Genomic DNA, 13,857 nt, shown 5'->3' on the forward strand with positions numbered 1-13,857 from the left:
ATGGAAGATGGCGTGTTTTTATCAAAGACTGAAGAAGATGAAACACTAATGAGGTGGAATAATACTTATAAAGAATATCCTTTAAATAAATGCTTGCATGAGCTAATCGAAGAGCAGGTCAGTCAAAATCCTAATAATTCTGCTGTCCGTTTTAAAGATAAGCAGATTAGCTTTACTGAACTGAACGAGGCTTCTAACCGATGTGCGCGATATTTAAGAAGTGTGGGTATAGGGGCTAATAGTATCGTAGGGGTCTTAATGGAGAGATCTATTGAAATGGTAGTAGCTCTTTTAGGAATTATAAAGGCTGGTGGCGCCTACTTACCTTTAGATCCCATTTACCCTGATGAACGACTAATGTTTATGCTGGAGGATGCTGGGGTTTCAATAGTTTTTACTCAGGAAAGATATAATAACCTCATTAGAGGGTTTGTAGGTACAAAGTTTTGTCTAGATAGCGAGTGGGATTATCTTTCCAAAGAATCTGGCAGCAATCTTGAAAGGGTAACGAGCCCCGAAAACATAGCGTATGTAATTTATACCTCTGGTTCTACTGGGAAACCCAAAGGTTGTATGTTGCCACATAAAGCAATATGCAATCGATTACTCTGGATGCAGGATAAATACCAGCTAACTAGCCAAGACAAGGTGTTACAAAAAACACCTTTTACATTTGATGTGTCGGTATGGGAATTTTTTTGGCCATTACTATCAGGTGCATGTCTTGTGATGGCAAAACCTGAAGGGCATAAGGATAGCAACTATCTAGTAGACATAATTAACAAAGAAAATATTACAACCTGTCACTTCGTGCCATCAATGTTCAGACATTTTGTTAGTAATCCTAGCGTTAGTAAATGTCATACATTGCGTCAGGTTTTTACTAGCGGGGAAGCTCTTTCTTATGACTTGATGATAGATTTTAAGAAAAAGCTGACGGCAAAGCTTCATAATTTATATGGTCCAACGGAAGCAGCAGTAGACGTGACTTACTGGGAGTGTGAAGAGCGGAGGGATAAAAAAGTTCCAATTGGTAGGCCAATCTCAAATATTCAGATATATATTTTAGATGCTGAACTGAAGCAAGTTCCCATTGGTCATGAAGGAGAATTGCACATTGGTGGTATTGGTTTGGCTAAGGGATATCTTAATCGACCAGAATTGACTGCGGAAAAATTTATCGATAATCCCTATAGTACTGAAGTTGGCGCAAAGTTGTATAAGACTGGAGATAAAGCAAGATATTTACCAGATGGAAATATTGAGTATCTTGGGCGAATAGATTTTCAAGTTAAATTACGAGGAAATCGAATTGAGCTGGGAGAAATAGAAATGGTACTTAAGGATCATGAGTCAATTGAAGAAGCAGTTGTACTGGTAAAAGATGAAGAGAGTGGAGATCCAAAACTAGTAGCTTATATTATCGTAGATGGCAAACTTCCTGCCTCGAAAGAGATACGGGAATTTGTAAAAAGCAAATTACCTAGTTATATGGTGCCCAATATTATCGTGCCATTGGATTCCCTTCCTGTTACACAGCATGGTAAATTAGATCGCAAAGTATTACCATGGCCTGTCAAAGAGAGAGTTTGGGAAGGTGAAAGAATCAACAAAATTAAATCAGAAACAAGGGTTCGCACAAATATCTCTAATGAACTGATAGAATATTTTGAAAGGGTCTTAGATACTACTGGACTGACATTTGAGGATGACTTGTTTGATTTAGGAGCTACTTCTTTAACCATGGTTCAAATGGTTGAAAAGGTACAAGAACAATATGGTATTTCAATCCCTATAGAAGTGTTTTTAAGTGATCCGACTATCAAGAATGTAGTTGATTATGTGTATAGTGAACTCGAAGATAAAGGTGATGAACTAAGAATTGAGGATAAAAGTATAGATTATAGTGATAATTTAAAAAACAAATCAGCAACAAGTGTTCCCGCAAATATCTCTAATGAACTGATAGAGTATTTTGAAAGGGTCTTAGATACTACTGGACTGACATTTGAGGATGACTTGTTTGATTTAGGAGCCACTTCTTTAACCATGGTTCAAATGGTTGAAAAGGTACAAGAACAATATGGTATTTCAATCCCTATAGAAGTGTTTTTAAGTGATCCGACTATCAAGAACGTAGTTGACTATGTGTATAGTGAACTTGAAGATAAAGGTGATGAACTAAGAATTGAGGATAAAAGTATAGATTATAATGCTAATTTAGTATTTAATATAGATCAGTTAACCACAAGAAAAACAACAGTAGACAATAAATCAATCAATAGAGATATGATTGATAACGATACCAGCAAAACCCAAGATAATCAATATGACTTACAAACTAGCGCAAAACAGATAGAGACCTACAGTCACACAGCCGATGCAGGAACTGTAATTAAACTTAACAAAGTTAGTTTTAAAGAGTCCTCATATACAAAAGGAGCTATTGTAAGAAATTATACTAAAAAAGAGATATCATTCGATTTGTTTAGCAGGTTTTTATCACTATTGAAGCAAGCAACTATTAATGAGGAAGCAAGATATCTTTATCCAAGTGCTGGTGGATTAAATGCAATTCAGACGTATATATACATAAAAGATCATGCAATAGAAGGGATAAATAGAGGCATTTATTACTATTGTATTTGTCAATCCAAAATTCCTCTATATACTAATTGAAATTTCCCCTAGGGGAGTAAAAAAATTATTGTTCCTCAAGCCATCGTTTGGTTTCTTTTAATCTGTAAGAATTACCATTCATATTTACTATATAAGATTTATGGGTTAATCTATCTATCATAGCTGCTGTCATAACTGGATCTTTAAATATTTCATCCCACCTTTCAAAGGAAAGATTGGTTGTGATAATGGTTGATTTTCTACCCGCTCTCAAAGATAAGTATGTGAAAAGTAGCTCGGAAGCCTCCTTATCAAAGGAGATATATCCTAATTCATCGGCTATGATTAAATCATACTTTTCAAACCTTTTTTCAAAGGCACGAAGGTTTTTTTCTGACCTACTTTCCTTTAATTCATTCACCAATAGGGGAATGGTAGTGAATAGGACTTTATAGCCTACATTACAGGCTTTTATGCCCAAACCAATAGCCATATGGGTCTTCCCCGTGCCTGGGTTACCTGCAAGGATAATATTTTGACCCGTTTCAATAAATTCAAGGGTTGAAAACACCTTCACTTTATTTCTTGCATCTTCTGGCAAATCTTCTATGATTAAATCTTCAAGGTATTTTTTATATGGAAATCTTGCACTTCTAATCCTGCTCTTCCTCCCATTGTCTTTTCTAAGGTCATATTCTTTTTCTAAAAGATCGTAAAGGAAAGTGTCATAGGTTTTAGAGTCTTTATTGGCTTCGGTAAGTTCTTCTTTAAAATGCCTTAGAATATATGGCAGCTTAAGTTCTTTAGAAAACAATGCTATTTTTTCATAGATGTCTTTATGGTTCATATGATTTTCGCCTCCTTCTTAAAGGCTACACAGGAACCTTTAAGAAGATTACCATAATGGCTTAATATTAATTTAGATTGTTCTTCTATTTGAGTAGTCCTTTCGCGATTAATGACTTTTCCTTCGTCTTCATTTCTGTTACAAAGCATTTTTATCTTCTCTGTATTAACTCCTATGGGACTGAGCTTTTCCAAATCTTTAATGATATTCTCAACTTTTTCTAATCCTTTTTGACCAATTAATTCAAGAAGGTCTATGAAATCCTTAGGATTTTCGGTATAATATTTATTGTATATGGTTTGAAGCGTGGGGTTCATTTGTCGCATGGCTGTGCTGGAATGAAGTGACCCAGGCTTCTTTTTTATGGTTTTTATGTAATGCTCTATCTTAATATTCCAAGTGTGAACACCATAGTTTCTGTTATGCTGAGCTATGAGCTTATTTTGATGGTAGACAAAGATTGTTTCTGGATATATTTTTACAAAGACGAACTTACCTACTAGATCATCGGGAACAGAGTATTTGTTTTCATCAATGCTTATGACAGAATATTTATTGACTCTAAGCTCTGCCGTTCTAGCGGTATCATAACTAGGCATTAATTCAAGAAGATATGGTTTCTCTTCCTCAAGGACATCTCTAGGACTTTTACCATCGTTGTACTCTGTTATGCGGTTATTCAGTTTAACTAATACTTCTTGAAGATATTCATTGGCTTCATCAAGGTTTTTAAAGGTATCTCTTTTGCCAAAAACCTTTCTCCTTATGTACTCGATACTTCTTTCCACATGACCTTTTTCATTGCCGCTACAGGTATTGCAAAATCTATATCTAAACCCGTAATACAAGGATAACTTCAAAAGATCTTCTGTAGGTTCCTTTTCTGTTTTACTGACAAACCTTTTTACAGCTACCTTCATATTGTCATAAACTACTGTTTGATAAACCCCTTCAATTTGGTTAAAAAACTTCACATGGACATCTAGAAAGTGCTCCATCCTTTGGTTATGATACAACCTAGCATAACGATAGTTGCCTTTAGCACTGGTGAAGGCTGCCATTTGCAGAGTCTTAGGCTTGCCATCTATGATAAGATTCACATAACCCCAATCAAATTCACATATTTCCCCTAGATGATACTCTTGTCTTATGTAGGCTTCTTTGGTTTGCTTACAATTCTCCCTGATGTAGGTACATACTGTTGGATAGCTTATATCATAACCTTCTTCAATTAGAGCTTCATAAATATCAATCTTTTTCTTCTGTTGTTTACTCCTTCCTGTAGCTTTCTTTATCTCATTTTCCTTGAGGAAAAAGTGAATCCTCTCTATTATCTCATCTGTTAGCTTTCTTCTAATCCTATTGCTGCTATCATACTTTGGTGCTGAGATAATATCTGTTATTAGTTCCTTATCTTCCTCCTGAGAGTTGAGTAAATCTCTTTTTTTCTTTTCATACTCCCTAATATATTTTCTTATGGTTTTTCTATCAATTCCAGTTCTCCTATGAATCTCCCACTGGGACTTTCCCTCCCTGAAATGTGATAGAATTATTTCTTGTTTTTCCACTAAACTGATCATCCCCTTAGCCCCCCTATGAAGTATCATAGGGTTATTTTATATTTCCTCTAGGGGAATTTTCAACTATTCTATTAGGGTATTTTTAGATTATCATAAACATACTATCATCCTATTGAACATACATTATATCTTATGAATGACCATGCAGTAATAGATAGGAGTATTTTTTTCGAATATGATCATAATGTTTTTGACAATGCTGGTTTTGGCGTGTTTTTTATTGCTCAACTTGACTCAATTAAACCAATCTATCAACTATTAAGTTCTAGTTTAGTAACATTGGATGCTGGATATATGGGGCAATTATTGCTAAACAGACAGGCGGAATTCAATTTGGGGTTATGCCCTGTAGGAGGCATTGATTTCGATAGAATAAGTGATTTTTTTGAATTAGATGAAAACCATAGATTCATCCATTGTATGCTAGTTGGAGTTCCAGCTAATTATACTGACACTCATAATAAGATTAAATTAGATAACGGAATCATGAACTATTTACAAAAAGCCGATAAGAGCATAACAAAGCATATTGATAATTATAGCAATGATAAAACCTTTGCTTCGTTCATAGATTTCGATTGGAAAAAATCTATGAAGAATATGAAACATTTAAGTAAGGAAGAACATGAAGATTTCCATGCAAAACAGCCTAACATAAGACGTTTTTCAAAGAGAGCATTGGCAATACCCTTAAATAATCATAATTTTCAGGAAAGTGATTATCTACTGAGATCCACCAAAAGAGATTTTATAAATAAAACTATTCCTTTTGAAAAATTCAGTAAATTTCTGGCACTATTAAAACAAACAAATATTGAAGGAAAACCTTTTTACTTATATACATCAGCATCCGAGACCTATGGGGTTAAAGCTTATCTCTATATTAAAGAAAACAGTGTCGAAGGGCTAGCTGAAGGAATTTATTGTTATCATCCTGTGGAACATGAGTTAGTTCTTGTCACGTCGGAACTATCTAAAAGTATTAAACCTAGTTATACACCTTTTAATCGAAAGTATTTTCAGAAGGCAGGATTTTGTCTTTTTTTAGTAGGTCAAATGAATACCATGAAACCAATTTATAAAGATGAAAGTTTGTTCTATGCCTTGTTAGAGTCAGGTTACATAGGGCAGTTGGTGATGGATAAGCAAGCTGAATTTGATATTGGAGTCTGCCCTATTGGTGGTCTGGACTTTGACAGAATTCGATCAGATTTTAAGCTTGGTAACGAGGAAGTACTACTTCATAGTTTCCTTTGTGGCAGTTTTGAACAAGAGCTTCCTGAAGACCGGGAATTTCTTGAAGTCGGCAGAGGTAAAAAAGATAAAAAGGAATCAGAGGAAAAGTTTAGGAAACCTGTTCCCTTAAAGAAAAAAAGATCAGCGTTACAACATGATATCGCTATTGTAGGTATAAGTGGGAGATATCCTGGAGCTGAAAATTTAGAAGAATATTGGGAAAATATACAAGATGGCAAAAATAGCATCAGTGAATTATCTGATAGTAGGAAGAAATTGTGGATGCGGAATTGGCCAGATGTCATCAGTCGGCAGACATCCTCAGTTCGAGGCGGTTTTTTAGATGATATCGATTGTTTCGACAGCCTGCTTTTCAACATTGCACCTTCAGAAGCTCGGACTATGGACCCTCAAGAGCGTTTGTTTGCTGAGGTGGTATGGGAATGTCTTGAGAATTCCGGTTACACTGCAAAAAACCTAATTCACTCCTCTGGTAAAATCGGTGTATTTGTAGGAGCTATGTGGAGCGACTACCAAAACCAAAGTTCCTATTCATATGATGGTATTCAGATAACACAAGCAACAGCTTTGCACTCATCAATAGCCAACAGAATATCTTATTTTTTCAATTTTAGTGGACCTAGTATTGCATTTAATACTTCATGCTCATCAGCAATGACTGCTATTCATTTTGCTTGCGAAAGTATAAAAAGAGGAGAATGTGATGCTGCACTTGTGGGTGGAGTTAATCTGTTTACTCATCCTTATCATCAAGACTTATTAACAAGTCTTGACTTATTGTCAAAAGATGGTGTATGTCGGCCGTTGGCAGCACAAGCTACAGGTTGGTTAGGTGGGGAAGGTGTCGGTGCAATTTTGATTAAATCAGTTGAAGATGCTGAAAGAGATAAGGATTATATTCATGGCATCATTAAGGGTACTGCTATCGGTCACAGTGGAAGGACAACACGATTTGGTGCGCCGAGCTCAACAATGCAGGCAGAATCTATCAAAATGGCACTTGAAAATGCGGGGGTATCTGCGGAATCCATAAATTACATTGAGTTAGCAGCGGCTGGAGCTAGTATTGCAGATGCATCAGAAATTGATGCAATAAGAAAGGTGTTTAAAGATTATTATGATACTTTGTCTCCTTGCTTTATAGGTTCTGTTAAAGCCAATATTGGGCATCTCGAATCTGCTTCTGCTATGTCTCAAATAGCAAAAGTTTTATTGCAGATGAAGCATAGACAGCTTGCACCGACAATAAATTTCAAGCCTATAAACCCATTGGTTAAACTTCAAGAATTTGAAATAATAGATAGGCTAAAACCTTGGACTAATCAAAGTAAAAAAAATGGTATAGCTGAAGACAAGATGTACAAACCTCTTCGTGCATTGATTAATGCTTTTGGAGCAACTGGTACTAGTGGGCATGTAATAATTGAAGAATATCTTCGTGAGAAAAACAAGCAGAAGGATAACTCAAAACTGACCTTGATCCCTATTTCAGCTGCTACTAAAGAGCAGCTGAATCAACAGGTATTGAGACTACATGATTTTTTGACTGGGAACGAAGTCGTATCGGTTAATATAGCTGATATAGGATATACACTTCAGCAGGGGCGCGTTGAAATGGATGAAAGGCTTGCAGTTGTTGTAGATAATATTCAGAGTTTGATAGAAAAGCTGGAAATGTTTTTAAGAGATAATGAGAAGATTACTGGTCTTTATAGGGGCAGTGTCTTTTCAGGAGATGCGTTGAAAGTAAAAGTGGATAGAAATGATTTGTTTATCATTGCTGAACAATGGATTCAGGGAGCTTCAATTGATTGGGATATTCTTAATGATGGTAATCAAAGAAGAATTCCTCTTCCTAACTACCCATTTGCAAAGGAGAAACATTGGGTCACAGAATATTTGGGGGATTTTAGGGAAAAAGCGGTTTCAACAAATGAAAAAGTTTTTAAAAATATGTCTTTGACAACTCCTAATGTGGATCTAAAAGATGATACGCTTAGTGACAATATCCTATTAACTAAAATAGAAAATTACTTAAAAACAACCTTTTCAGAAGTGTCGGGGATTCCAGTGTCACGAATTAATGCAAAAGCTGCTCTAGAAAAGTATGGAATAAACTCATTGATGATTAATTTGCTAAATACTAATCTCGAAAAGAATTTTGGAGATTTACCAAAGACCCTATTTTTTGAATACCAAACGATTTATGAACTAGCTAAATATTTTTTACAAAATCATGAAGAAAAATCAAAGACGGTGTTAGATCATTCTGAAGCGTTAGTAAATATACCATTAAATGATGGTTTTGAAATGATGGTTACACCAAAATTGGAAAAGACCCACTCATGTTCCTATAACTTTAAACAGGTGGCTAGCAGAGAATTTGATATAGCTATTATCGGATTAAGTGGAAAGTATCCAAAAGCAAAAACACTTGAAGAATATTGGGAAAATCTAAAAAATGGTATTAATTGTGTTACTGAAATACCAGTAGAAAGATGGGATCATCAAAAGTATTATGACCCTAACAAACATACACCTGGAAAAACATACTGTAAATGGGGGGGATTTATAGATGATGTAGACAAATTTGATCCTCTTTTTTTCAATATTTCGCCTAGAGAAGCTATAACAATAGATCCTCAAGAACGTTTGTTTTTAGAAACTGCTTGGCATGTATTTGAGGATGCTGGTTATACTCGTGACTCTTTGAAGGAAACTTTTGATGGGAAAGTTGGTGTCTTCGTGGGAGTTATGAACGGAGAATATCAATTGTTAGGTACTGATAAAGTGTCAATTGCTTCTTCATACTACGGTTTAATTGCAAACAGGGTCTCTTACCTATTTGATTTTCATGGACCAAGCATGGCAGTTGATACACTATGCTCTTCTTCGTTAACGGCTATCCACTTAGCAGCGGAAAGTATTAAACGAGGAGAATGTGAAGCTGCAATAGCTGGAGGCGTCAATATTTCATTAAGTCCAAATAAATATATCATACAAGCTCGTCTTTCTATGTCTTCAACTGATGGTCGTTGTCGAAGCTTTGGAGAAGGAGGAGATGGATTTGTACCAGGGGAAGGAATAGGTGCTATTTTATTAAAACCCTTACAAAGGGCTGTAGAAGATGGTGATCATATTTATGGGGTCATTAAAGGTACTTCAATCAATCATGGAGGGAAAACAAATGGTTATATGGTTCCAAATCCTATAGAACAATGCAACTTAGTATTAGATGCATGGAGAAAAGCAGAAATTGATCCAAGAACTATCAGTTACCTAGAAGCCCACGGTACTGGGACAGCGTTGGGGGATCCCATTGAAACTGCAGGATTGACACGAGCCTTTGAAAAAGATACAAAAGACAGACAGTTCTGTGCTATCGGATCGGTTAAGTCCAACATCGGTCATTGTGAAAGTGCGGCAGGGATTGCGGGTGTGACAAAAATATTGCTGCAACTGAAGCATCGCCAATTGGTACCTTCCTTGCATTCTGAGGTACTTAATCCAAACATAGATTTCAGTAATACGCCTTTTGTGGTGCAACAAGAACTTGGGGAATGGAAACGTCCGGTGATTGAAGAAAATGGAAAAATTAAAGAGTATCCGAGGATTGCTGGCATTTCATCTTTTGGTGCAGGAGGATCAAATGCCCATGTGGTGATTCAGGAATATATCCCCGAAAACTTGGAACGGCATTTGATTACAATCACGCCTCAAAATCCAGCCTTTATCGTGCTGTCCGCCAAGAATGAGGATCGTCTCCAAGAACAGGCACAACAATTGTTGGCAGCGATTCAAGAGCAGCAATTCACAGATGGCGATTTAGCTGATATGGCTTATACCCTTCAGATAGGACGGGAAGCCATGGAAGAGCGTTTGGCGATACTTGCGAGCTCAATCAAAGAACTTGAAGAAAAACTAAAGAGTTTTGTGGAAGGACAAGAGGGTATTGAGGATCTGTACCGAGGACATGTCAAACGCAATAAAGAGACTCTGGCTGTTTTTGCTGAAGATGAAGATATGATAAAAATAATTGATGTATGGATTACCAAAGGAAAGTATGCGAAACTTCTTGACCTTTGGGCCAAGGGCCTCATTATCGATTGGAACAAGTTATACAGTGATAGCAAGCTTCGACGTATTAGCTTACCTACCTATCCTTTTGCTAAAGAACGTCATTGGTTATTTGATGTGGAAACTAATGAAGACAGTATAGCGAGTTCGGCCATGGCTTCTGCTGTCTATGAAGATCACTCTGAACAGAGGATAATGTGTTTTCTACAAAAACAATGGGAGCTCTGTTTTGCTACTTCAACTAAAATTTTGAATAGGACTGTTGCCATCTTAACAACACAAGAAACTATGGAATTGGCAATTCAGCTTTCTAAATATTTTCCAAATAATCAAATACTAAATATCCATGATCTTGAATTACAACCTCGACAATTGGAACATAATTGGAAAAATTATGATGGATGTGTGGATTTGATTGGTTGTGGTAAGGAAAAAAATGAATTATTGAACTGGATTGGATGGCTTAAGCAACTGATTGAGTATGGACATAGAGAAGATTTGATGATGCTTTGTGTGTCGAAAGGCCTTGAGTCTTATCAGAATACTACTGTCAATCTATCCGGAGCCTCTCGTGTTGGATTGTATCGAATGTTGCAAAGTGAATATGGGCATCTGCGTTCACGGCATATGGATGCGGAGCCGTTTACCGATGATAAGACGTTGGCTCAGCAGATTGTTTCTGAATTCTTTATGGATTGTGAGGACACAGAAATTTGTTACCGGGATGGAAAGCGTTATCGGGCTTATCTTGAAGAATTTCAAAAATGTGATGCGAGTGATGAGACTTTAGTATTCCCTGACGAACATGTGCTGTGGATTACAGGTGGAACGCGGGGCATAGGGTATTTATGTGCCCGACACTTTGTAACAAACCATGGTGTCAGGCGTCTAGTGCTCACGGGACGGGAGACAATGCCGCCTCGGGAACAGTGGGATTTTTATAAACCGCAGAATACTTCTATTGCTCAAAAAATTCGAAATATCCAAGCCCTAGAAGCTCAGGGCGTACAAGTGCAAGTGTTGTCTGTTTCATTGACGGATGAGTATGCTATACAACAGAGCCTACAAGAGATCAAAAATACTATGGGGCCTATTGGAGGAATTATTCATTGTGCAGGAATCAGTGATATGAAAAATCCTGCATTTATTCGGAAGTCTGTCAGTGGAATTCAACAGGTGTTGGATCCCAAGGTTGCCGGACTTGATATATTGTATCAAAGCTTTAAAAATGAGGCTTTACAGTTTTTTGTCTTATTTTCATCGGTATCAGCAATTATTCCCTCTTTAGCTTCAGGACAAAGTGATTATGCTATGGCCAATGCTTATATGGATTATGTTGCTGAAGCAAACATTCATGACTTTCCAGTCGTCAGCATTCAATGGCCCAATTGGAAAGAAACGGGAATGGGAGAAGTTAAAACCAAGGCTTATCAACAAACGGGTTTGCTGAGTCTTATGAATGTAGAAGGTTTACAGCTATTGGATCAGATTCTATTTAGGAAGATAGGACCAGTAGTTCTGCCGGCAGTAGTTAATCCAAACTTATGGAATCCTCATCAATTAATACAACGTAGAATACAAGAAAGTTTTTCAACGAATATTCAGACTCTACCCCCTGTTGCTACGGAACTATCAAGAACTTCCGATAGCCTTTTGATTGCAACTCAAATGTGGTTAATTGATTTGTTTTCTCAAGAACTAAAGATAGATACCTCAAAGTTGGAGATAGATACGGCATTTCAAGACTATGGTATGGATTCTATTTTGATGGCTCAAATATTGCACTCAATTAATCAATTATTGTCATACAATTTAGATCCTTCTATTTTATATGAACATTCAACTATTGAATCATTGGCAACATGGCTTACTAATAATTATGCTTCTTCTTTATCTCAAACCTTGGATACCATGATTTCGGAACAATATAGCTCTCGAACTCAAGATACATCGCTTCATATATCTTCGATTTCTATAGAGAACGGAGGATTGAAAAGTAAGTCTCATGTTTATAAGAGCTCTAAGTCATCAGATATTGCAGTGATCGGACTTTCTTGCCGTTTTCCGGGAGCAAATAATTTAGAAGAATACTGGCACTTACTATCGGAAGGACGATCGGCGATTGGTTCCGTGCCTCAGGAGCGCTGGGGATATTCGAATAATTTTAATGCTGGGTTGATCAACAACATTACACAATTTGATCCAAAATTTTTTTTAATTCCAGAAAACGATGCTAAAGCAATGGATCCACAAGCCTTGGTGCTACTGGAAGAAAGTCTGAAACTATGGTACCATGCCGGATATTCGCATCAAGAAATAAAGGGAAAACCAGTAGGGGTTTACATTGGCGGTCGAAGTCAGCATCGTCCCGGTGAATCCAGTATTCAACAAACACAAAATCCTATTGTGGCTGTTGGACAAAACTATTTGGCGGCAAATATCTCTCAATTTTTTGACCTTCGAGGCCCCAGTATTGTTGTGGATACTGCATGTTCCTCAGCATTAGTAGGTATGAATATGGCGATTCAAGCCTTAAAAGATGGAGAAATTGAATCTGCCATCGTTGGAGGTGTGAGTCTCTTAAATACAGATGAAGCCCATCGTATATTTCAACAACGAAAAATTTTAAGCCAGGAAACATTCTTTCATATTTTTGATCAACGTGCTGATGGAGTCATTTTAGGTGAAGGTGTTGGTATGGTTTTATTAAAAACAGTAGATCAGGCACTGGAAGATGGAGACCATATTTATGCTGTAGTTAAAGCGTTAGCCGTCAATAATGATGGGCGAACTGCAGGTCCAGCCACTCCCAATTTGCATGCTCAAAAAGAAGTTTTGCAAACAGCTTTAGCCAGAAGTGGCAAGAAAAATGAAGAGATTAGCTATATTGAAGTGAATGGTTCGGGTTCTGAGGTAACTGATTTACTTGAACTTAAGGTAATCCAATCTATTTATCGGTCCTCTAATACATCTGTACTGGGATTAGGGTCGATAAAACCCAATATTGGACACCCATTATGTGCCGAAGGTATTGCAAGTTTTATTAAAGTTGTATTGATGCTGCAAAACAAACAATTTGTTCCATTTTTATCAGGAGAACAGCCTATGACGCATTATAATATAGAGTCTTCTCCCTTTTATTTTTGTCGTAAGCTTACCAAATGGACAAATACTCCCCGGATTGCTGGGATAAATTGTTTTGCTGATGGAGGTACAAATGTTCATGTGATTTTAGAAGCTTGGGAAGAGAGAGAATCATCTTCAGCTATACGACAGCCCATACCGCCTCCGAAGTTGAATCAATATGATCTTCGCTATACTGAGGTATTAAATTCATCTCCACAGACGAGTCAGAATAACAGAGATGTGTCTAAGAGTCATGATAACTGGATACAAGGCCCTTCGGCTAATGAACTTCAGCATCCATCGGATAAAGTAACTAGTATGTGGAAACAAAAAATAGTGGAGGAGAGATAA

Annotated in this window: 4 protein-coding genes; 2 read left to right on the forward strand and 2 right to left on the reverse strand. The window is 36.8% G+C overall.

What is annotated here, in order from left to right:
* The gene (locus BJL90_RS10295; protein WP_070967472.1) at positions 1–2,679 is read left to right on the forward strand and encodes an amino acid adenylation domain-containing protein; all 2,679 of its coding nucleotides are present in this window, start codon (positions 1–3) and stop codon (positions 2,677–2,679) included.
* A gap of 25 nt (positions 2,680–2,704) precedes the next feature.
* Here the strand turns inward: BJL90_RS10295 and istB are convergent, their stop codons facing one another.
* A complete protein-coding gene (gene istB, locus BJL90_RS10300; protein WP_070963417.1) occupies positions 2,705–3,466 on the reverse strand; it encodes an IS21-like element helper ATPase IstB in 762 nt (253 codons plus the stop codon).
* Positions 3,463–5,046, reverse strand: a complete 1,584-nt coding sequence (gene istA, locus BJL90_RS10305; RefSeq protein WP_070963420.1) for an IS21 family transposase — start codon at positions 5,044–5,046, stop codon at positions 3,463–3,465. Before istA ends, istB begins: the two co-directional genes overlap by 4 nt.
* 132 nt (positions 5,047–5,178) lie before the next feature.
* Between istA and BJL90_RS10310 the strand changes: the two genes are divergently transcribed.
* Complete coding sequence (locus BJL90_RS10310) at positions 5,179–13,857, forward strand: beta-ketoacyl synthase N-terminal-like domain-containing protein (RefSeq protein WP_081561945.1); 8,679 nt, start codon at positions 5,179–5,181, stop codon at positions 13,855–13,857.

It is taken from the genome of Clostridium formicaceticum (genome assembly GCF_001854185.1).
Classification (GTDB): Bacteria; Bacillota; Clostridia; order Peptostreptococcales; family Natronincolaceae; genus Andreesenella; species Andreesenella formicacetica.